19 protein-coding genes are annotated in these 20,061 nt (G+C 61.1%); 10 read left to right on the top strand and 9 right to left on the bottom strand.

Going from position 1 to position 20,061, the window contains the following annotated elements; all coding sequences use genetic code 11:
* The first annotated feature begins 106 nt into the window (after positions 1 to 106).
* Positions 107 to 1,441, top strand: coding sequence for a dicarboxylate/amino acid:cation symporter (locus ACM6IT_RS12670; RefSeq protein ID WP_056728032.1), 1,335 nt, complete (start codon positions 107 to 109; stop codon positions 1,439 to 1,441).
* Between the two features lie 144 nt (positions 1,442 to 1,585).
* On the top strand, positions 1,586 to 2,767 hold the full coding sequence (locus ACM6IT_RS12665; protein ID WP_056728029.1) for a CaiB/BaiF CoA transferase family protein: 1,182 nt from the start codon (positions 1,586 to 1,588) through the stop codon (positions 2,765 to 2,767).
* A 120-nt stretch (positions 2,768 to 2,887) separates the two neighbouring features.
* Here ACM6IT_RS12665 and ACM6IT_RS12660 read toward each other — a convergent pair whose 3' ends face one another.
* Complete coding sequence (locus ACM6IT_RS12660; RefSeq protein WP_046043022.1) at positions 2,888 to 3,382, bottom strand: SprT family zinc-dependent metalloprotease; 495 nt, start codon at positions 3,380 to 3,382, stop codon at positions 2,888 to 2,890.
* 157 nt (positions 3,383 to 3,539) lie between these two features.
* Positions 3,540 to 4,142 (bottom strand): Yip1 family protein, encoded by a 603-nt coding sequence (locus ACM6IT_RS12655; protein WP_056728028.1) that lies wholly within the window; start codon positions 4,140 to 4,142, stop codon positions 3,540 to 3,542.
* Between the two features lie 282 nt (positions 4,143 to 4,424).
* Between ACM6IT_RS12655 and ttcA the strand changes: the two genes are divergently transcribed.
* Positions 4,425 to 5,249, top strand: a complete 825-nt coding sequence (gene ttcA, locus ACM6IT_RS12650; protein ID WP_008051493.1) for a tRNA 2-thiocytidine(32) synthetase TtcA — start codon at positions 4,425 to 4,427, stop codon at positions 5,247 to 5,249.
* Positions 5,250 to 5,371: 122 nt separating this feature from the next.
* Positions 5,372 to 6,046: a DNA-3-methyladenine glycosylase I gene (locus ACM6IT_RS12645; protein WP_414918111.1), complete on the top strand. Its 675-nt coding sequence runs from the start codon at positions 5,372 to 5,374 to the stop codon at positions 6,044 to 6,046.
* 41 nt (positions 6,047 to 6,087) lie between these two features.
* Here ACM6IT_RS12645 and ACM6IT_RS12640 read toward each other — a convergent pair whose 3' ends face one another.
* Genes ACM6IT_RS12640 through arsC form a run of 3 tightly spaced genes read right to left on the bottom strand, consistent with a single transcriptional unit; the run spans position 6,088 to position 7,461 of the window.
* On the bottom strand, positions 6,088 to 6,513 hold the full coding sequence (locus tag ACM6IT_RS12640) for a DUF2069 domain-containing protein (RefSeq protein WP_056728024.1): 426 nt from the start codon (positions 6,511 to 6,513) through the stop codon (positions 6,088 to 6,090).
* A gap of 1 nt (position 6,514) precedes the next feature.
* Positions 6,515 to 7,111, bottom strand: a complete 597-nt coding sequence (gene wrbA / locus ACM6IT_RS12635; RefSeq protein WP_046043016.1) for an NAD(P)H:quinone oxidoreductase — start codon at positions 7,109 to 7,111, stop codon at positions 6,515 to 6,517.
* A complete protein-coding gene (gene arsC, locus ACM6IT_RS12630; protein ID WP_056728022.1) occupies positions 7,108 to 7,461 on the bottom strand; it encodes an arsenate reductase (glutaredoxin) in 354 nt (117 codons plus the stop codon). Before arsC ends, wrbA begins: the two co-directional genes overlap by 4 nt.
* Before the next feature lie 114 nt (positions 7,462 to 7,575).
* On the opposite strand from arsC, the gene ACM6IT_RS12625 reads away from it, so the two are divergent.
* A complete protein-coding gene (locus ACM6IT_RS12625) occupies positions 7,576 to 8,043 on the top strand; it encodes a TlpA disulfide reductase family protein (protein WP_056728020.1) in 468 nt (155 codons plus the stop codon).
* Between the two features lie 87 nt (positions 8,044 to 8,130).
* On the opposite strand, the gene ACM6IT_RS12620 is transcribed toward ACM6IT_RS12625, so the two are convergent.
* The 4 genes from ACM6IT_RS12620 to ACM6IT_RS12605 form a co-directional block, all read right to left on the bottom strand.
* Entirely contained in the window at positions 8,131 to 8,535 is a 405-nt protein-coding gene (locus ACM6IT_RS12620) for an META domain-containing protein (protein WP_409078943.1), read from the bottom strand.
* Complete coding sequence (locus ACM6IT_RS12615) at positions 8,535 to 8,969, bottom strand: hypothetical protein (protein ID WP_056728017.1); 435 nt, start codon at positions 8,967 to 8,969, stop codon at positions 8,535 to 8,537. The genes ACM6IT_RS12620 and ACM6IT_RS12615 overlap by 1 nt, the downstream gene beginning before the upstream one ends.
* A gap of 77 nt (positions 8,970 to 9,046) precedes the next feature.
* Positions 9,047 to 10,039 (bottom strand): 2-hydroxyacid dehydrogenase, encoded by a 993-nt coding sequence (locus ACM6IT_RS12610; RefSeq protein ID WP_056728015.1) that lies wholly within the window; start codon positions 10,037 to 10,039, stop codon positions 9,047 to 9,049.
* Between the two features lie 95 nt (positions 10,040 to 10,134).
* Positions 10,135 to 12,888 carry a response regulator gene (locus ACM6IT_RS12605; protein ID WP_414918110.1) on the bottom strand — a complete coding sequence of 918 codons (2,754 nt, stop codon included), beginning with the start codon at positions 12,886 to 12,888 and terminating at the stop codon, positions 10,135 to 10,137.
* Positions 12,889 to 13,103: 215 nt separating this feature from the next.
* Between ACM6IT_RS12605 and ACM6IT_RS12600 the strand changes: the two genes are divergently transcribed.
* The 5 genes from ACM6IT_RS12600 (at position 13,104) to relA (ending at position 20,038) form a co-directional block, all read left to right on the top strand.
* Entirely contained in the window at positions 13,104 to 13,823 is a 720-nt protein-coding gene (locus ACM6IT_RS12600) for a response regulator transcription factor (RefSeq protein WP_414918109.1), read from the top strand.
* A complete protein-coding gene (locus tag ACM6IT_RS12595) occupies positions 13,813 to 15,234 on the top strand; it encodes a sensor histidine kinase (protein WP_223541050.1) in 1,422 nt (473 codons plus the stop codon). The genes ACM6IT_RS12600 and ACM6IT_RS12595 overlap by 11 nt, the downstream gene beginning before the upstream one ends.
* 183 nt (positions 15,235 to 15,417) lie before the next feature.
* Positions 15,418 to 16,320: a cysteine synthase CysM gene (gene cysM, locus ACM6IT_RS12590; protein ID WP_056728010.1), complete on the top strand. Its 903-nt coding sequence runs from the start codon at positions 15,418 to 15,420 to the stop codon at positions 16,318 to 16,320.
* Positions 16,320 to 17,672, top strand: a complete 1,353-nt coding sequence (rlmD, locus tag ACM6IT_RS12585; protein WP_056728009.1) for a 23S rRNA (uracil(1939)-C(5))-methyltransferase RlmD — start codon at positions 16,320 to 16,322, stop codon at positions 17,670 to 17,672. The genes cysM and rlmD overlap by 1 nt, the downstream gene beginning before the upstream one ends.
* Positions 17,673 to 17,794: 122 nt before the next feature.
* A complete protein-coding gene (gene relA / locus ACM6IT_RS12580) occupies positions 17,795 to 20,038 on the top strand; it encodes a GTP diphosphokinase (RefSeq protein ID WP_056728008.1) in 2,244 nt (747 codons plus the stop codon).
* Positions 20,039 to 20,061 lie beyond the last annotated feature (23 nt).

Raw genomic sequence — 20,061 nt, 5'->3', positions numbered from 1 at the left:
TGCGCAGCTCGAAAAAACAAATCCCTCCAGTGCAGGAGGGTTCGCAATTGCGGTGTTGCGGGCAACAGATGGATGTTGTCACCTGGCACCCTTGAGGAACTTTGCAATGACGACTCGTCAGCCACTGTACAAATCCCTGTATTTCCAGGTGATCGTTGCAATTGTCATCGGTATCGCGCTCGGTCACTTCTACCCTCAGCTCGGTGTGGCCGTTAAGCCACTGGGTGACGGGTTCATCAAGCTGATCAAAATGATCATCGCCCCGATCATCTTCTGTACCGTTGTCAGCGGTATCGCTGGTATGCAGGACATGAAATCGGTCGGCAAGACCGGTGGTTACGCGCTGCTGTACTTCGAGATCGTTTCGACCATCGCCCTGCTGGTCGGTCTGGTCGTGGTCAACATCGTGCAGCCGGGCAATGGCATGCACATCGACGTTGCCACCCTCGATGCCTCCAAGATTGCCACTTATGTTGCAGCCGGTGCTGACCAAAGCGTCGTCGGCTTCCTGCTGAACGTGATACCGGCCACTATCGTCGGCGCCTTCGCCACCGGTGACATCCTGCAAGTGCTGATGTTCTCGGTGATCTTCGGTTTCGCCCTGCATCGCCTGGGTGCCTACGGCAAGCCGCTGCTGGACTTCATCGATCGCTTCGCCCACGTGATGTTCAACATCATCAACATGATCATGAAGCTCGCGCCAATCGGTGCCTTCGGTGCGATGGCCTTCACCATCGGTGCCTACGGTGTCGGCTCGCTGGTGCAACTGGGTCAGTTGATGGCGTGCTTCTACATCACCTGCCTGCTGTTCATCCTGATCGTGCTGGGCTCCATCGCCCGCTTGCATGGCTTCAGCGTGCTGAAAATGATCCGCTACATCCGTGAGGAACTGCTGATCGTGCTGGGTACTTCTTCTTCGGAATCGGTACTGCCACGCATGCTGATCAAGATGGAGCGTCTGGGCGCGCAAAAATCTGTCGTGGGTCTGGTGATCCCGACTGGCTACTCGTTCAACCTTGACGGTACCGCCATCTACCTGACCATGGCCGCGGTGTTCATTGCCCAGGCAACCGATACGCACATGGACATCACGCACCAGATCACCCTGCTGGTGGTGTTGCTGCTGTCGTCCAAGGGCGCTGCGGGCGTAACCGGTAGCGGTTTCATTGTACTGGCTGCCACCCTGTCTGCCGTGGGCCACTTGCCGGTTGCCGGCCTGGCGCTGATCCTCGGCATCGATCGCTTCATGTCCGAAGCCCGTGCCCTGACCAACCTGATCGGCAACGCCGTTGCCACTGTCGTTGTGGCCAAGTGGGTCAATGAACTGGACACCGACGTACTGCAAGCCGAGCTGGCTTCGGGCGGTCGCGGCATTGCCGACGAGCCTAAAGACGATGTACTGGGCCACGTCGAAGAGGTAGCCCCGGTTAACGCCAAGTAAGCCTTGTTGTAATGAAAAACCCGCTTCGGCGGGTTTTTTCATGCCCGGTGTTTGAGCGTAACGGTCACTGCACGTGGCATATAAGGTGATTGCTGCAAAGCGATCAGCTGCCTAGGCTGTGGGCATCGTCAAGGGAGAACGCTCATGCTCGGTCCACTGGCATCACTCAAGGTTCTGGATTTCTCGACACTGCTGCCGGGGCCGTTCGCTTCGTTGCTGCTGGCGGACATGGGCGCCGAAGTGCTGCGCATCGAATCACCGACCCGCATGGATCTGCTGCGGGTGTTGCCGCCCCACGATCAAGGCGTGTCAGCCAGTCATGCCTACCTCAACCGCAACAAGCGCAGCCTCGCCCTGGACCTCAAGCAACCTGAGGCACTGGAGGTGATCAGGTCGTTGCTGCAGGACTACGACATTGTGCTCGAGCAGTTCCGCCCGGGCGTCATGGAGCGTCTGGGCCTGGGTTACGAAGCCCTGAAGGCGATCAATCCGAAATTGATTTATGTGTCGATCACCGGCTATGGCCAGACCGGTCCCTACAAGGACCGCGCCGGCCATGACATCAACTACCTGGCCCTGTCCGGGCTGGCGAGTTATACCGGCCGTGCCGACTCTGGGCCGCTGCCGTTGGGCATGCAGGTGGCGGATGTCGCCGGTGGTTCGTTGCACGGGGTGATTGGCTTGCTGGCGGCGGTCATTGCCCGGCAGCAAACCGGTCAGGGTCAGCACCTGGATGTCAGCATGACCGACTGTGCGTTCAGCCTGAATGCGATGGCGGGTGCCGGGTATCTGGCCTGTGGCGTCGAGCCGGGACCGGAAAATCAGGTGCTCAACGGCGGCAGTTTCTACGATTACTACCGCTCCCGGGATGGGCGCTGGCTGTCGGTGGGCAGCCTTGAGCCGGCCTTCATGAAACAGTTGTGTACGGCGTTGGGGCTGGAGGAGTTGGCCGGCCTTGGCCTGTCACCGCAACCGGCGCAGCAGAAACAGCTTAAAGACGCGCTGAAGGTCGAATTCGAAAAACATGACTTCGCCGAATTGTGCGCGCTGTTCGCCGAATTGGATGCTTGTGTCGAACCTGTGTTGAGCCTGGGAGAAGCGCTGTGTCATCCGCAGTTGCAGGCGCGGGAGTTGGTGGCCAAAGTGCCCCGTGGCGATGGCTCGTCCCAGGCGCAGATGGCTTGTCCGCTGAAGTTTTCGCAAGGGTTGCCTGAGCCCCGGTATATTGGCGCGGCGCTGGGGCAGCATACGGACCAGGTGTTGGGGGAGTTGGGGTTCAGTGCTGAGCGGATCGAACAGTTGCGTCGGGTCAAGGTGATTCTTTAGTGCCTGTCAGGCCGCCATCGCGAGCAAGCTCGCTCCCACAGGGGATCTGTGGCGTGACACAAACTCAATATGGGAGCGAGCTTGCTCGCGATGAGGCCAGTGCAGTCACCAAAAAAACAACTACTCGACCCGCATTTCCCCACTGAACACCAGGGTATTACGACACCGCCGGCACAGGTACCGCCGTCCCTGCCGAACCAGGCTGTGGCGCTGGGCCGAAAACGGGAAGTCGCTGTCGGCGCACGGGCACTTGTAGATGTAGCGGGTCACGCTGCGGCGTTTGACATCATAGGTGTGGCAGCGGTTGGGCGGCAGTTCGTACACGCCGCGCATGATCAATTGCCACTCTTCGCCATGGGGCTGGATGCGGTCACCGAACAGCTGGTGGGCGATCAGGTGCGCGACTTCATGGGCCACGGTCTGCTTGAGGAAATCTTCGGTGTTTTCCCGGTACAGCTGCGGGTTGAAGCGCAGCAGGTTCTCGTGCAAATGCGCGACACCGGCTTTTTGCCCGCGCAGCTTGAGGCTCACCACGGGGCGCTTGAAAGGTCGTTTGAAAAAGGATTCGGCTAGTTGGAAACAGTCTTCGACGCGGGTATTGAGTTGCTCGGGCATGCTTGATGGATCTCCAGAGCGCTCAAGTATGCCGCAACCCTCGGACCTTGCGAATCGCCAGGTTGCCGAATGGTCGTGTGCGTTCTCGTTGCTGAAGAATGAAAAGGCCGCCTTGCGGCGGCCTTTGTCGGCAGTTCCGATGTTCAGCGATGAGCGGTTAGCTGGTGTAGACCGGGCCCACGCCGAGTCCCCAGACAATGACGGTGAACGCCATGATGGCGACCAGCACCACCAGGCCTACGGCGAGCACCGAACTTGAAAACAGGAAGCCCTCGTCAGATGGAATGTTCATGAACGTCGGCAAGCCCACGTACAGCAAGTACACCGTGTAGCAGATGGCGGCGGTACCGATGATCATCCCCAGCCACAAGTGCGGGTACAAGGCGGCGAGACCACCGATGAACAGCGGTGTAGCGGTGTAGGTGGCAAACGCAATGCAGCGGGCCAGGCTTGGGTTGGCGTCATAGGTGCGGGCCATCCAGTGGATGAACGCGCCCATTACCGCGACACCGCCGAGCATCGCCAGGTACGACATGATCGTCATCCATATCGCGCTTTCTACGGTCAGCATGACGGGAGGTCGGTTGCCGATGACCCAGCCGACCTGTGTGGTGCCAATAAAGGCAGACACCGCGGGAATCGCCGCCAGGATCAGTGTATGGGTCAGGTACATGTGGCTGATGCTTTCCTCCTGGTCGCCACGGATTTCCTTCCATTCTTGGTCAGGGTGGGTGAAGAGCCCCACTACGTGATGGATCATGCCAGTCACTCCTCTTGTTTTTACCGTCGCCCCCCAGCGGAGCGCCTACGGGCCAATGCGGCCAAGTAAGTCATAGGTCTGAATTTGTATGTGACCTTATGTCGCAGTATAGGGAGGAGTTTCCCCAGAGGGAGTAGGGGCTTTAGAGCAAATCGCGCTGTAAACGCAGTTGTTAATCGCCGCCGGGTCTGTGGCGAACAGCCCTTTTGGCCAGGCACTTCGCCCCTGAGGCGTTTTTGCGTAAAATGCCGGCCTTTCGTCACACCTCACGGATTTCGCGTCATGGGCACTCTCACGGTCAACCAGAACAAACTGCAAAAGCGCCTTCGCCGACTGGCCGGTGAGGCGGTTGCCGATTTCAACATGATTGAAGACGGTGACAAGGTCATGGTCTGCCTGTCAGGTGGCAAGGACAGTTACACCATGCTCGATGTGCTGATGCACTTGCAGAAGGTCGCGCCGATCAAGTTCGAGATCGTGGCCGTGAACATGGACCAGAAGCAGCCGGGCTTCCCGGAGCACGTGCTGCCGGCCTACCTCAAGGAACTGGGGATCGAGTACCACATCGTCGAGAAAGACACTTACTCGGTGGTCAAGGAGCTGATTCCGGAAGGCAAGACCACCTGCTCGCTGTGCTCGCGCCTGCGTCGCGGCACGCTCTACACCTTCGCCGATGAAATCGGCGCGACCAAGATGGCTCTCGGTCACCACCGCGACGACATTGTCGAAACGTTCTTCCTGAACATGTTCTTCAACGGTTCGCTCAAGGCCATGCCACCGAAGCTGCGCGCCGACGATGGTCGTAACGTGGTGATTCGTCCGCTGGCCTACTGCAACGAAAAAGACATCCAGGCCTACTCGGACTTCAAGCAATTCCCGATCATCCCGTGCAACCTCTGCGGTTCCCAGGAGAACCTGCAGCGTCAGGTGGTCAAGGAAATGCTGCTGGACTGGGAACGCAAGACTCCGGGTCGTACCGAAAGCATTTTCCGCAGCCTGCAGAACGTGATCCCGTCGCAACTGGCGGATCGCAACCTGTTCGACTTTACCAGTCTGAAGATCGACGAAAGCGCCGCATCGCGCTTCGTCAATGTCGTCAACCTCTGATCCAGCTGTGGGAGCGGGCTTGCTCGCGAAATCGGTGTGTCTTCAGCATTGATGTTGGCTGACACTACGTCTTCGCGAGCAAGCCCGCTCCCACAGGTTTTTCGTTTACCTCAGGAGAGGGCATGCGCGACTACAAGTGGCTGAACGAGTATTGCTTGAACCGCTTCGGTTCGGCGGCTGAACTGGAAGCCCATCTGCCCGTTCCCAAGACCCCGGCGCAACTGCGCAAGATCAGCGACGATCGCTACCTCTCGACGATGGCGTTGCGGGTATTCCGTGCCGGGCTCAAGCACAGCCTGGTGGATGCCAAGTGGCCGGCCTTCGAAGAAGTGTTCTTCAGGTTCGACCCGGAAAAAGTCGTGTTGATGAGCGCCGAGCACCTTGAGCGCCTGATGCAGGACACGCGGATCATACGTCACTTGGGCAAGCTCAAGAGCGTGCCGCGCAATGCGCAGTTCATACTGGACGTGGCCCATGAAAAGGGCAGTTTCGGTGCGCTGATCGCCGATTGGCCGGTGACCGATATCGTCGGGCTCTGGACCTTCCTGAAAAAGCGCGGACATCAGTTGGGCGGGCTGTCAGCCCCACGTTTCTTGCGGATGATCGGCAAGGACACCTTTGTACCGAGCTATGACGTGGTGGCGGCGCTGAATGCTCAGGACATCATCGACAGGGTTCCGAGCAGTCTGCGCGACCTGGCGTTGGTGCAGGACGTGTTCAACCAGTGGCATGAGGAAAGTGGCGGGCGGCCGATGAGCCAGATTTCGATGATGCTGGCTTATACCGTCAATCATTGAGACCGAGTTGCCCCATTCGACTTGCTCGCGAAGGCGTCAGATCAGGCGACGGAGGGTTCGCCTTCACCCGCCAGCTTTCGGTTCAACTGATACCGCCACCGCACATACAACAGCGCCGAGCAAAACACCGCCAGGCTCGCGCCCATCTCCAGCAAACCGAAGATCTGCCGGTTCGGGTCATAGGCAGCCAATGCGCCCTTGATGAAATAAAGGTTCACCACAAAGCACATCCACGAATGCCCGCGAGGGCTGCCGATGATCATCCCCGGTGCCAGAATCAGCAGTGGCACCAGCTCGATCAACAGGATCACCCAGGGGCGTGCCCCGTGCAGGTCGGCAATCGCCAGGTAGTAAACACACAGCAATCCCACCAGGCCGAAAAAGCACAGCAGGCTGATGGCGCGCATCGCCTTGACCCGTGGTTCGAGCCATTCGAGGGCGGGCAGGATCTTCGGTTTCTTGGCCACCTCAGCTCTCCAGTTTCTGTGCGGTCTTGGCCAGGCGCATACCCAGCGCGCGGCACAGCGCCACTTCATGGGCATCCAGACCGCTTTTGCCGTCGGCACCGGCGTGGTGGCTGGCGCCGTATGGCGTACCGCCGCCCTGGGTTTCCAGCAGCGCCGATTCGCTGTAGGGCAGGCCGGTGATCAGCATGCCGTGGTGCAGCAACGGCAGCATCATCGACAGCAGCGTGGTTTCCTGGCCGCCGTGCAGGCTCGCGGTGGAGGTGAAAACACCCGCCGGTTTACCCACCAGGGCGCCGGTCAGCCACAGGTTGCTGGTACCGTCGAGGAAGTATTTGAGCGGTGCAGCCATGTTGCCGAAGCGGGTCGGGCTGCCGAGAGCCAGGCCGGCGCAGTTCTTCAGGTCGTCGAGGCTGGCATACAGCGCACCTTCGTCGGGAATCTCCGGGGAAACGGCTTCGCACTCGGTGGAAATCGCCGGCACCGTGCGCAAGCGTGCCTCAAGCCCTGCCTGTTCGACGCCACGGGCGATCTGCCGGGCCATTTCGTTGGTCGAGCCGCTGCGGCTGTAGTACAGAACCAGAATGTACGGTGCGCTCATGGCAACAGTTCCAGGATCTGCTCCGGTGGGCGGCCGATGATGGCTTTGTCGCCGACTTCGAGAATCGGTCGCTCCATCAGTTTCGGGTGGGCGGCGATGGCGGCGATCAATTGCGCTTCGCTCAGGCTGCTGTCGGCCAGGTCGAGGGTCTTGTACTCGTCCTCGCCGGTGCGCAGCAATTGCCGGGCGCTGATCCCGAGTTTACCCAGCAGGTTCTGGATCTGCGCGGCGTCCAGTGGGGTTTCCAGGTAGCGGACCACAGTCGGGGTCAGGCCACGGGCTTCAAGCAGTTCGAGCGCACCGCGGGATTTCGAGCAGCGCGGATTGTGATAAAGCGTCAGATCGGTCATGAGCGGGTCGCATCTTGCGTAAGGTGGCGGCTATTCTAACTGTGCAGCGCGCATTCCAGAACCGTGAGAGGCGATGGGTCGCAGGTGCATTCAATTTTTGACAAGGAACACGACATGACAAGGCGACTGGCAGCAGCATTGGCGATCATCGGAGCGTTGATGCTGGGGGGCTGCGGTAATGACTATGGCATCGACCAGGACGGTCATAAAATCGCCTCTGACCGCCTGGACGGAAAATGGCTGGTCCTCAACTACTGGGCAGAATGGTGCGGGCCTTGCCGCACGGAGATCCCGGAGTTGAACGCCCTGGCCGAGCAGCTCAAGGACAGGAAAATCGGTGTGTTCGGGGTCAACTTCGACAACGTTCAGGGGCAAGAGCTGAAGAGCGCGAGCGAGAAACTGGGGATCAGGTTCACCGTACTGGCCCAGGACCCTTCCGAACTGTTCGAGCTGCCGCGCAGCGAGGCGTTGCCGGTGACCTACATCATCGATAACAAGGGCAAGGTGCGTGAGCAGTTGATGGGTGAACAGACGGCGGCGGGGGTGATGGCCAAGCTTGAGGCGTTGCAGGCGAAAAATTAAAGCAAAAAGATCGCAGTCTGCGGCAGCTCCTACATGGATTGTCGTACACCCTGTAGGAGCTGCCGCAGGCTGCGATCTTTCAGGGGATCAGCCCTCCTCAAGCCACCAACGCAGCGGCTTGCCTTCGGTTGGCCAGAAGCGCATCTGCTCGATCGGGGAGACGTCCCAGCGCTGGACATTTTCCAGCGCCTGGAGGAAGCGTTTTTCCTGTTCCATCAGCGCTGGCGCGCACAGTTTGCGGGTGCTGCCGATTTTGCCGAAGGTCAGCTTGTGGCCTTCGAGGGTGTACGGTGCGAACCAGTGGTTGCAGCCGCCATTGCCGTAGGCCCGGCCGTCTTCGCCGAGGGTGATGGTCAGGTGGCTGTAGTCCATCAACGGCCGCTCGCCGATCCACTCCAGAATGTAGCTGCGGTTCTGTTGCAGTTGCACCGGCTCGGCGGCGCAACCCAGCAGGCTGGCGCCGACCATGGCGCTCAGAGCGAGGCGTTTCATCACGCAGGCTCCTGGCATTTCGGGCACAGGTGTTTCTCGCCGACGCTGGTCCAGCCCAGCTCGGCAATCCGCGCGGTGGCGGCAGGCTTTTCGGCCTTGTTGCCCAGCTTGGCATCGACGGCGAACTCGAAGCTCAGCTCTTTGGCGCAGCTGTCACAGTTCACTTGCCAGGTGTGGATGGCCAGTTCGCCGAACACCGGGCCACTGGCTACCGCGACCCATTGGCCGGGCGGGTTGATCAGGTGGCGAACCGTTTCGACGGTCAGGCGCATGGACAAGTCCTTGGCACCCTTGAGGGTCACGACCAGCACGTCATTGTTGCGAATCGAACCACCGTTGCCGGTGACTTGATAGCGCCCCGGCACCAGGGCGCGGCATTCGGTGAGGGTGTGTTGCGGGTTCATCAGGCTGTAGCGGAAATCGTGTTCGACCATGGGTCCTCCAAATATGCGCGATATGCTAGCACGGGCTTGCACGCCGCATCGCGCAGGCAGATGACCTTCGATCCGTTTCAGTCTCCCGTCACCAGGTTTTCCGGGGTGCCCGCCGTCCAGGCTGCAATGTTGCGCAACGTGGTGGCGGCAATCGCATCCAGCGCTTCGCGGGTCAGGAAGGCCTGGTGCGCGGTGACGATCACGTTAGGAAAGGTCAGCAGCCGTGCCAGCACATCGTCTTGCAGTGGCAGGTCGGAGCGGTCCTCGAAGAACAACTGCGCTTCTTCCTCATACACATCCAGCCCCAGGTAACCCAGGCGACCGTCTTTCAGGGCATCGATCAGTGCCGGGGTGTCCACCAGGCCGCCTCGTCCGGTATTGATCAGCATCGCACCCGGTTGCATGTGCGCCAGGGACTCGCGGTTGATCAAGTGCTTGCTCTGCTCGTTGAGCGGGCAATGCAGGCTGATGATCTGCGATTCGGCCAGCAGTTGCGGCAGGCTCAGGTAGCGAGCGCCGAGGGCTTCGACCTGTGGGTTGGGGTAGGGGTCGTAGGCCAGCAACTGGCAACCAAACCCGCTCATGATTTTGGCGAAGGTGGCACCAATCTGACCGGTGCCGACCACGCCGACGGTCTTGCCCACCAGGTCGAAACCGGTCAGCCCCTGCAGTCTGAAGTCCCCGTCTCGGGTGCGGTTGTAGGCGCGAGGCAAGCGGCGGTTGAGTGCGAGGATCAACGCTACCGCATGTTCGGCCACCGCGTGGGGCGAATAAGCCGGGACGCGTACGATGGCCAGTCCCAGACGTTTTGCCGTCGGCAAGTCGACATGGTTGTAACCGGCCGAGCGCAGGGCGATCAGGCGCGTGCCTCCAGCGGCCAGGCGTTCGAGCACTGCCGCGCCGAGGTCATCATTGATGAACGCGCAGACCGCTTCATACCCTTGGGCGAGCGCTACCGTGTCGAGGCTCAGGCGCGCAGGCTGAAATTGCAGCTCGATGCCGGCCGGCTGCCCGGCCGCGAGAAAACTGTCGCGGTCGTAGTTCTGGCTGCTGAAAAGAATCGTACGCATGCGGTGCTCCTTGAAGGTGGCCTGCGCCGTTGAGCAAGCCGGCATTCGACAGTCGTCAGGTTAGCTCGCCGGCAACCCTTGGCGATTGCGCTGCATCAAGCATTCATGCGCGCCTGGGCAGCCAGGCGATTGATTGCCCGGTCGAGCTCATCCAGTGCCACGCTGGCTTTCGGGTCCTGTTGCTTGAGCAGGGTTTCGCTGCGTTGGCAGGCCGCACGCAATTGCGGTACGCCGCAGTAACGCGTCGCGCCATGCAGGCGATGGACCCGTTCGATCAGGGCGTTGTGGTCGTTGCTTTGCTGAGCGAGGCGGATGGCTTCTCGGTCGGCTTCCAGGGACGCGAGCAGCATCGCCAGCATGTCTGCAGCCAGGTCAGCCTTGCCAGCGGCCAGGCGCAATCCTTCGTCGTGGTCGAGTACCATCAGGTCATGGGCACCCGCATGCCCATCGCCGGAGCGCTCCGGGCTGTGATTGCGCAGCGCCAGGCCGCTCCACTTGAGCACCACCTGGGCCAATTGCCGCTCGCTGATCGGTTTGGTCAGGTAGTCGTCCATGCCGCTTTGCAGCAGCGCGCGTTTTTCGTTGGCCATGGCGTGGGCAGTGAGGGCCACGATCGGCAGCGGTGTGCAATGGCGCTCGCTTTCCCACTGGCGGATTGCCTCGGTGCTCTGGCGGCCGTCCATGCCGGGCATTTGCACGTCCATCAGCACCAGATCGAATGTCTCGTTTTGCACTGCCTTGATGGCGGCATAACCACTTTCCACCGCGAGCACCTTGGCGCCCATGTCTTCGAGCAGGGTCTGCACCAGCATCAGGTTGGCCGGATTGTCGTCGACGCAAAGCACCTTCGGGGCACGGCTGGACAACGGTTCGCCCGGCTCGCTGCGTACCGGTCGCGGGTTGACCAGGTCAGACAGGGCGCGTCGCAGCTTGCGGGTGCAAGCCGGTTTCGCCTGGAGCTGGCTGTGGGGGTTGGGCACGGAAAGATGGAACAGCGTCTGTTCCGTGGTCGGGCACAGCACCAACACCTTGCAGCCAAGATGCTCGAGGTCCCAGATGTGCTGGTTGAGGCGTTCCGGCGGCATGTCGTTACTGGTGATGCCGAGCACGGCAAGCTCGATCGCCTGGTCGGTCTGGTGGGCGGCGGTGACACCATTGGTCAGGTTTTCAAGGGTATTGAACGGTGTGGTGCTGAGGCCGCAGTCTTCCAGTTGATGCTGCAACGCCTGCCGCGCCAGCTCGTGGTTTTCCAGTACCGCCACCCGTCGCCCGAGCAAGGGCGCGCAGGGCAGGTCTTCGGCATCGTCGCGGGTTTTCGGCAGGCTCAGGCTGATCCAGAATTCCGATCCTTCCCCAGGCGTGCTGTCGACGCCGATCTCACCGCCCATCTGTTCGACCAGACGCTTGGAAATCACCAGGCCCAGGCCAGTACCGCCGGGTTGCCGCGACAGCGAGTTGTCGGCCTGGCTGAAGGCCTGGAACAGGGCGCGCACGTCCTGGTTCGACAGACCGATACCGGTGTCCTGAATGCTGATGCGCAACTGCACGGTGTCTTCGTGTTCTTCTTCGAGCATGGCGCGGGCGACGATGGTGCCTTCGCGGGTGAACTTGATCGCATTGCTCACTAGGTTCGTCAGGATCTGCTTGAGCCGCAGCGGGTCGCCCACCAGTGACAGTGGCGTGTCCCGGTACACCAGGCTCACCAGTTCCAGTTGTTTGGCGTGGGCGGCCGGGGCGAGGATGGTCAGGGTGTCCTGGAGCAGGTCGCGCAGGTTGAACGGAATATGGTCAAGCACCAGCTTGCCGGCCTCGATTTTCGAGAAGTCGAGAATCTCGTTGATGATCCCCAGCAGACTGTCGGCGGACTTTTCGATGGTACCCAGGTAGTCGAGCTGGCGTGGGGTGAGCTCGCTTTTTTGCAGCAGGTGGGTGAAGCCGAGAATGCCATTGAGCGGTGTGCGGATTTCATGGCTCATGTTGGCCAGGAATTCGGACTTGATCCGGCTCGCTTCCAGGGCTTCCTTGCGCGCCAGGTCCAGCTCGATGTTCTGGATCTCGATGGTTTCCAGGTTCTGGCGCACGTCTTCGGTGGCCTGGTCGATGCTGTGCTGCAATTCTTCCTGGGCATTTTGCAGGGTGCCGGCCATGCGGTTGATGCCCGAGGCCAGCTCGTCCAGCTCCTGACTGCCGAGGGGCGGCAGGCGGGTTTCCAGATGACCGTCCTTGAGCTGGGCCACGGCCTGCTTGATCTGGCTCAGCGGCTGATTGATCGTGCGCCCCATGCGCAGGGCCAGCAGTGCCGCACCCGTCAGTCCCGCAATGATCAGTATCAGGCTGGCGAACAGGCTGCGGTAGCCCCGCAACAGCATGCTGTTATGGGACAGTTCCAGTTCGACCCAGCCCAGCAGGCGGTCGGCTTCTTCGGGAATCACGTCCCCGGCCAGGTTGCGGTGTTTGCCGAATACCGGCAGCAAATAGCGGGTCGCATCGTTGCCACTGCGGCGCAGCATCTGCGTGCCACTGCCGGAGGGGGGCTGGTTGAGCATGGTCGGGCCGGCGTGGGCCAGTAGCGTGCGATCAGGAGCCAGGAAGGTCACGGCTCGTACGTCGGTTTGTTCCAGGGCCTGGGTGGCAATGCGTTCGAGCAGTTCGTTGTCCTGATGGCCCATGGCGGGAGCCGCCAATGGCGCCAACTGCTCGGCGATCATTTCGCCACGCTGCATGAGCTGGATGTGCAGGTCCGCCTGTTGCATCCAGGTAAAATACCCCCCCAGCACCAACGCCATCAGGCTGGTTGGCAATAGGGTCAGCAACAGCACGCGGCCTTTGATTCCCAGTTTCTTGAGCACGCATCTCTCCTGCATCCCGCTATTTATAGAGCTGTACATGCATCCGCCATGCACCACTTGCGCAGTGTAGCGATTTGCTCGCGGGCAATCCTCGTAAAAATGGTGCCGTCATTCGTCGGCCCGAATGACTTAATGGCGATATGGACAAACGGTGGGTTGCCCCTGGCGAGGCAATCTTGAATAATTGCTCAACTGAGAATTATTTGCAGATAGTCATGGCTCCCATCACTGCCGGTCTCCCCCGAATCCTGTCCATCGAAGACGACCTTGTGCTCGGCGCCTACGTGCATGAGCATCTGGACCGTAGCGGTTTTCAGGTGACCTGGTGCCAGAACGGCCGGGAAGGCCTGGATATTGCCCGCAGGGAAGCTTTCGACGTGGTGCTGATGGATATTCTGCTGCCAGGCATGGACGGCCTGGCGGTGCTGACCCAATTGCGCCAGAGCCATTCCACCCCGGTGTTGTTGATGTCGGCCCTCGGTGCCGAGGCCGATCGCATCAGCGGCTTTCGCCTGGGGGCCGATGATTACCTGCCAAAGCCCTTCAGCATGGTGGAGTTGGGGGTACGCATCGAAGCCATACTGCGGCGGGTGGCACTCGACCGCCGTCCCGCACCCGCGGTGCCGGCCCCATCGATGGACAGCCTGCGTTTCGACGATGAAAGCTACGAGGTCTTTTATGGCGAACAGGCCGGTGGCTTGACCCGCAGCGAGTATCGGTTGCTGGAGACGCTGCACCGCAGCGCCGACGAAGTACTGAGCAAAGCCTTCCTTTATCAACAGGTGCTGCAACGCGGTTACGCGGCCCATGACCGCAGCCTGGACATGCACATCAGCCAGATCCGCCGCAAGCTCAAGGCCATTGGCTACACCGAGCGCGAAGTACGCACGGTATGGGGCAAGGGCTACATCCTGAGCCACGCTGATGAAGTGTAACTTGCCCGGCAGGCATTCGCTGTTCTGGAAACTGGCCTGTCTATTGGTCGCTTTCTGCCTGCTGATGATCTGGCTGAGTTGGTCCTGGGGCCGTTACATGGAGCAGCGCAACCAGTTCCTCTCCGATGAGGCCCGCGGCACCCTGGCGCGCTACGCCGCCGAAGCCGAGCAGGTCTGGCAGCAGCGCCAGAGCGCTGGTGTCGATGACTGGCTGCAAGGCATGCATCAGCGGGAAAAAGGCTGGGTCGGTGTCATCGGTGGTGATTTGCAGTCCTTGAGCAACCAATCGTTGACGGACAAGGAAGTCGAACGCCTGACCTTTTTGCGCGGCCTCGATTGGCCCATCCACAAGAAAGGTCGGCCGTGGATGCGCATACCGTTTCCCGGTGACCCGTCCGCCGGCAGCCTTGTGATCGAGTTACCCAAACGCTTTGTACCCGGACGTTATCGGGTGTTCTGGCGGGTGATCACCAACGGCGTGATTCCGGGATTGTTCACCTTGCTGCTATGCGTCGGGCTGTATCGCCTGTTGGTGGTCCCGCTCAATCACTTGCGCGCGCAGGCCAATGCCTGGCGTGCCGATCAACTGAACGTACGGCTGTCGGCCCGGACCACCAATCGATCGGATGAGCTGGGTGAGTTGGGTCGGGCGTTCGATCACATGTCCGAACGCCTGCAAAGTACTGTAGCCCTGCAGCAGCAACTGCTGCGCGACCTGTCCCACGAATTGCGCACGCCCTTGAGCCGACTGCGGGTGGCCAGTGAAAGCGAGCAGGGGCTGGAGCCATTGCGCGAGCGCATCGGGCGTGAGGTCGATGGCATGCAGCGTCTGGTGGAAGACACGCTGCAACTGGCGTGGCTCGATACCGAGCGCACCCGATTGCCCGACGAAGCGATCCAGATCCAGGCCCTGTGGGAAATGCTCACGGAAAACGCCTGCTATGAAAGTGGCTGGCCCGATACGCAGTTGCAATGCACGGTGGATTCATCCTGCTGGGTTCGCGGTCATCTCAACACCCTGGCCCAGGCATTGGAAAACATTCTGCGCAATGCGATTCGGCATTCACCGGCCGCAGGCATTGTCCAATTGGGTGGTCGTCGTGATGGCGATTTCTGGCACCTGTGGCTGGAAGATCACGGCGGCGGCGTGGCGCAAGCGGATCTGGAGCGGATCTTCCTGCCGTTCACCCGGCTCGACGGTTCGCGGCCGGGGGACGGTGGATTCGGGCTGGGCTTGAGCATCGCCCGCAATGCGGTGCAGCGTCAGGGCGGACAGCTGTGGGCGCAGAACACCGGGACCGGGTTGCGCCTGAATATGCGCTTGTTGGCGGATGTTAATAGCGCCAGTGCCGACGCCTTCGCGAGCAAGCCCGCTCCCACATTGGGCGTGTTCCAACCGCAAAACGTATGATCACCCCGGTACCCTGTGGGAGCGGCGGTGCGGCGATCCGACTTGCCCGCGAAGAGGCCCTCATGTTCACCGCAAAATATCTGCTTATTCCCATAAACCATAAGCACCACACTTTGCGTGATATGGCCTGGGAACGTTTGCCGGTATGATAGTCGCCCCCGCAGTCTGGATTGCGAATACGCCATGACCTTGCAGTACCCAACCATCGCCGATTGCGTCGGCAACACTCCGCTGGTCCGTTTGCAGCGCCTGCCCGGCGCCACCAGCAATACCCTATTGCTCAAGCTCGAAGGGAACAACCCGGCGGGTTCGGTCAAGGACCGGCCGGCGCTGTCGATGATCACCCGCGCCGAACTGCGCGGGCAGATCCACGCCGGCGATACGCTGATCGAGGCGACCTCGGGCAACACCGGGATCGCCCTGGCCATGGCCGCTGCGATCAAGGGTTACAAGATGATCCTGATCATGCCGGACAACTCCAGCGCCGAGCGCAAGGCAGCCATGACGGCCTATGGCGCCGAGCTGATTCTGGTCAGTCAGGAGCAGGGCATGGAAGGCGCCCGTGATCTGGCGCAAAAAATGGAAGCCGAAGGTCGCGGCAAGGTGCTGGACCAGTTCGCCAACGGTGATAACCCCGAGGCGCACTACACCACCACCGGCCCGGAAATCTGGCGCCAGACCCAGGGCACCATCACCCATTTCGTCAGCTCCATGGGCACCACCGGCACCATCATGGGTGTGTCGCGCTACTTGAAAGAGCAGAACGACAACGTGCAGATCATCGGTCTGCAACCGATGGAAGGCTCGGCGATCCCGGGTATCCGCCGCTGGCCTCAGGAATACCTGCCGAAGATCTACCAGGCCGACCGCGTGGACCGGATCGTCGACATGGCCCAAAGCGAAGCCGAAGACGTGACCCGTCGTCTGGCTCGCGAAGAGGGCATTTTCTGTGGCGTGTCCTCGGGCGGTGCCGTGGCGGCCATGCTGCGTCTGTCCAAAGAAGTTGAAAACGCGGTGATCGTCGCGATCATCTGCGACCGTGGCGACCGTTACCTGTCGACCGGCATTTTCGACGCGCCCAACTGATGGCCAAACATGAAAGAGGCCTGCGCTTCCAGCCCACTGGCGGCAGCAAGGCCCCGCAAGTCCCGACCGGCAAAAAGCAGCGCCTGACCATCGAGCGCCTGGCCAATGACGGTCGCGGTATCGCGTTTTTCGAAGGCCGCACCTGGTTCGTCATCGGCGCATTGGCCGGTGAAGAGATCGAGGCGCGGGTGCTCGGTGCCCACGGCAAAGTGGTCGAGGCGCGTACTGAGCGTGTGTTCAAGGCCAGTGAGTTACGCCGGCCTGCACCGTGCGCCCATGCCGGCCGCTGCGGCGGTTGCAGCGTGCAGCATCTGCCCCACAACGAACAGCTTGCCCTGAAACAGCGCATGCTCGCCGAGCAGTTGTCGAGGGTCGCGGGCGTCGAACCCGAAGAGTGGGCAGCGCCATTGAGCGGTGCGGAATTCGCTTACCGGCGTCGTGCCCGAGTCGCTGTGCGCTGGGACATGAAGGCGAAAAAACTCGAAGTCGGTTTCCGTGCCGCCGGCAGTCAGGACATCGTGGGCATCGATGACTGCCCGGTGCTGGTACAGCCCTTGCAACCGATCATGGCCCGCTTGCCCCAGATGCTGCGGCGCTTGAGCAAACCCCAGGCGCTCGGGCATGTGGAGTTGTTCAGTGGCTCGACGCTGGCTGTGTTGCTGCGGCACATGGCACCGTTGTCCGACGCCGACCTGACGATCCTCAAGGAATTCTGTGCGTTCCATGAAGCCCAGTTGTGGCTGCATGGCGACGGCGAACCGCAACCGGTCGAGGCCGATCAGTCGTTGGGCTATCGCCTTGAGCAGTGGGACCTGGAGTTGGCGTATCGTCCAGGGGATTTCATCCAGGTCAACGCCGCCGTTAACGAAGCGATGGTCGCCCAGGCGCTGGACTGGCTGAAGCCGACAGCGGATGAGCGGGTACTCGACCTGTTCTGTGGCCTGGGCAACTTTGCCTTGCCGCTGGCCAAGGCCGCTCGTGAAGTGGTGGCGGTCGAAGGCGTGCAGGTGATGGTCGATCGGGCCGCGGCGAATGCGGCTAGCAACAATCTGCATAACGCGAAGTTTTTTCAGGCCGATTTATCCCAGCCTTTGACAGGCGCCGAATGGGCCGCCGAAGGCTTTTGTGCGGTACTCTTGGACCCACCGCGTGACGGTGCTTTCGAGGTCGTGCGCAAGCTCAAGAGCCTTGGCGCCGAGCGATTGGTGTATGTGTCGTGCAACCCTGCAACTCTGGCGCGCGACACGGTCGAATTGATCAAGCAGGGCTACCGGTTAAAACGTGCCGGGATTCTCGATATGTTTCCTCAAACGGCACATGTCGAGGCCATGGCGTTATTTGAAGCGAGCTAGGATGCTCGTCTGGTCCGACTGGCCCGCCCGTGCAGCCGCGCACCCAGCCCGACGTGGGCGCACGGGCAACGAAGGTCAGCGATTTGACGCATTGAATCTGCGTCGTAGGGAAGGTAAGCAAGATGGTACAGGTGAGAGCACACCAGCCGATCAACACCGACGGTAGTATCAATCTCGAGGCTTGGCTCGATCATGCGGTCAGTGTCGATCTGGCACTGGATCGCGAAGCCTTGAAAGAGGCCTGCGAGTACGCTCGGGAGGCCGAACAACAAGCCAATGCGGCACAGAATCTGTGGTCGGAAGGTAACTCGACTTTCCGTACCGGGCTTGAGATCGCCGAGATCCTCGCCGATCTCAAGCTCGACCAGGACTCCTTGGTCGCCGCGATCCTGTATCGAGGCGTGCGCGAAAATCAGATCAAGTTGCCGGCCGTCAGCCAGCGCTTCGGTCCGGTGGTGTCCAAACTCATCGACGGCGTGCAGCGCATGGCCGCGATCAGCGACAGCCTGAGCCCGCGCAAATCCCTGGTGCTGGGCACTCAGGGCCAGGTGGAAAACCTGCGCAAAATGCTGGTGGCCATGGTTGACGACGTTCGCGTCGCCCTGATCAAGCTGGCCGAACGCACGTGCGCGATCCGCGCGGTGAAAACCGCCGACGACGAAAAACGCAACCGCGTGGCCCGTGAAGTCTTCGACATCTACGCACCGCTGGCCCATCGCCTGGGTATCGGTCACATCAAGTGGGAACTGGAAGACTTGTCCTTCCGTTACCTTGAGCCCGACCAGTACAAGCAGATTGCCAAGTTGCTCCATGAGCGGCGACTGGATCGCGAGCGTTTCATCAGCGACGTGATGAGCCAGCTGAAAAACGAATTGCAGGCCACCGGTGTCGATGCCGACATCAGCGGCCGGGCCAAGCACATCTATTCGATCTGGCGCAAAATGCAGCGCAAGGGTCTGGAGTTCAGCCAGATCTACGACGTGCGTGCCGTTCGCGTGCTGGTGCCGGAAATGCGCGATTGCTACACCGCGCTCGGCATCGTTCACACCCTGTGGCGACACATCCCGAAAGAGTTCGACGACTACATCGCCAACCCCAAGGAAAACGGCTATCGCTCGCTGCACACGGCGGTAATCGGGCCCGAGGGCAAGGTGCTGGAAGTGCAGATCCGCACCCATGCGATGCACGAAGAAGCCGAACTCGGCGTTTGCGCGCACTGGCGCTACAAGGGCACCGACGTCAAGTCCGGCTCCAATCATTACGAAGAGAAAATCTCCTGGCTGCGCCAGGTGCTCGAATGGCACGAAGAGCTGGGCGACATCGGTGGCCTGGCGGAACAGCTGCGGGTCGATATCGAGCCGGACCGGGTCTACATCTTCACCCCGGACGGTCACGCCATCGACTTGCCGAAGGGCGCGACCCCGCTGGACTTCGCCTACCGCGTCCACACCGAAATCGGTCACAACTGCCGTGGCGCCAAGATCAACGGGCGCATCGTGCCGCTCAACTACAGCCTGCAAACCGGTGAACAGGTCGAGATCATCACCAGCAAGCACGGCACCCCGAGCCGCGACTGGCTGAACCCGAACCTGGGCTACGTCACCACGTCGCGGGCACGGGCCAAGATCGTTCACTGGTTCAAGTTGCAGGCTCGTGACCAGAACGTCGCGGCCGGTAAAACGCTGCTTGAGCGCGAGCTAAATCGCCTCGGTCTGCCGGCGGTGGATTTCGACAAGCTGGCCGACAAGGCCAATATGAAAACCGCCGAAGACCTGTTCGCGGCCCTCGGTGCTGGCGACTTGCGCCTGGCGCAACTGGTCAACCTGGCGCAGCAACTGGTCGAGCCGGAGCGTGGCAACGAACAGCTTGAACTCATACCGCGCAAGGCCACTGGCTACAAACCGGGCAAGCGCGGCGATATCCAGATCCAGGGCGTCGGCAACCTGATGACCCAGATGGCCGGCTGCTGCCAGCCGCTGCCGGGAGATGCCATCGTCGGTTACATCACCCAGGGCCGCGGGGTGAGCATTCACCGCCAGGACTGCGCCTCGGTGCTGCAACTGAGCGGGCGTGAGCCAGAGCGGATCATCCAGGTCAGTTGGGGCCCGGTGCCGGTGCTCACCTATCCGGTGGACATCGTCATCCGCGCCTACGACCGTTCCGGGTTGCTGCGTGATGTCTCGCAGGTCTTGCTCAATGAGCGAATCAACGTGCTGGCGGTCAACACTCGCTCGAACAAGGAGGACAACACTGCGTTGATGTCCCTGACCATCGAGATTCCGGGGCTGGATGCGTTGGGGCGGTTGTTGGGGCGGATTTCCCAGTTGCCGAACATCATCGAAACCCGGCGTAACCGTACGCCATGATCGGCACCCTTGTAGGAGCTGCC

The sequence above is a fragment of the Pseudomonas sp. IT-P4 genome (assembly GCF_949767755.1).
In the GTDB taxonomy this organism is placed as follows: domain Bacteria; phylum Pseudomonadota; class Gammaproteobacteria; order Pseudomonadales; family Pseudomonadaceae; genus Aquipseudomonas; species Aquipseudomonas monachiensis.
The sequence above is the reverse complement of the archived record's forward strand: the minus strand, read 5'-3'. Positions and strand labels throughout refer to the sequence as shown.

Bases quoted from the DNA above. Each gene is read 5' to 3' on its own strand.
- relA (WP_056728008.1), top strand. From the start codon at position 17,795: ATGGTACAGGTGAGAGCACACCAGCCGATCAACACCGACGGTAGTATC.
- ACM6IT_RS12645 (WP_414918111.1), top strand. From the start codon at position 5,372: ATGCGCGACTACAAGTGGCTGAACGAGTATTGCTTGAACCGCTTCGGT.
- cysM (WP_056728010.1), top strand. From the start codon at position 15,418: ATGACCTTGCAGTACCCAACCATCGCCGATTGCGTCGGCAACACTCCG.
- ACM6IT_RS12615 (WP_056728017.1), bottom strand. From the start codon at position 8,969: ATGGTCGAACACGATTTCCGCTACAGCCTGATGAACCCGCAACACACC.
- ACM6IT_RS12600 (WP_414918109.1), top strand. From the start codon at position 13,104: ATGGCTCCCATCACTGCCGGTCTCCCCCGAATCCTGTCCATCGAAGAC.
- rlmD (WP_056728009.1), top strand. From the start codon at position 16,320: ATGGCCAAACATGAAAGAGGCCTGCGCTTCCAGCCCACTGGCGGCAGC.
- ACM6IT_RS12610 (WP_056728015.1), bottom strand. From the start codon at position 10,039: ATGCGTACGATTCTTTTCAGCAGCCAGAACTACGACCGCGACAGTTTT.
- ttcA (WP_008051493.1), top strand. From the start codon at position 4,425: ATGGGCACTCTCACGGTCAACCAGAACAAACTGCAAAAGCGCCTTCGC.
- ACM6IT_RS12670 (WP_056728032.1), top strand. From the start codon at position 107: ATGACGACTCGTCAGCCACTGTACAAATCCCTGTATTTCCAGGTGATC.
- wrbA (WP_046043016.1), bottom strand. From the start codon at position 7,111: ATGAGCGCACCGTACATTCTGGTTCTGTACTACAGCCGCAGCGGCTCG.
- ACM6IT_RS12655 (WP_056728028.1), bottom strand. From the start codon at position 4,142: ATGATCCATCACGTAGTGGGGCTCTTCACCCACCCTGACCAAGAATGG.
- arsC (WP_056728022.1), bottom strand. From the start codon at position 7,461: ATGACCGATCTGACGCTTTATCACAATCCGCGCTGCTCGAAATCCCGC.
- ACM6IT_RS12660 (WP_046043022.1), bottom strand. From the start codon at position 3,382: ATGCCCGAGCAACTCAATACCCGCGTCGAAGACTGTTTCCAACTAGCC.
- ACM6IT_RS12620 (WP_409078943.1), bottom strand. From the start codon at position 8,535: ATGAAACGCCTCGCTCTGAGCGCCATGGTCGGCGCCAGCCTGCTGGGT.
- ACM6IT_RS12625 (WP_056728020.1), top strand. From the start codon at position 7,576: ATGACAAGGCGACTGGCAGCAGCATTGGCGATCATCGGAGCGTTGATG.
- ACM6IT_RS12665 (WP_056728029.1), top strand. From the start codon at position 1,586: ATGCTCGGTCCACTGGCATCACTCAAGGTTCTGGATTTCTCGACACTG.
- ACM6IT_RS12595 (WP_223541050.1), top strand. From the start codon at position 13,813: ATGAAGTGTAACTTGCCCGGCAGGCATTCGCTGTTCTGGAAACTGGCC.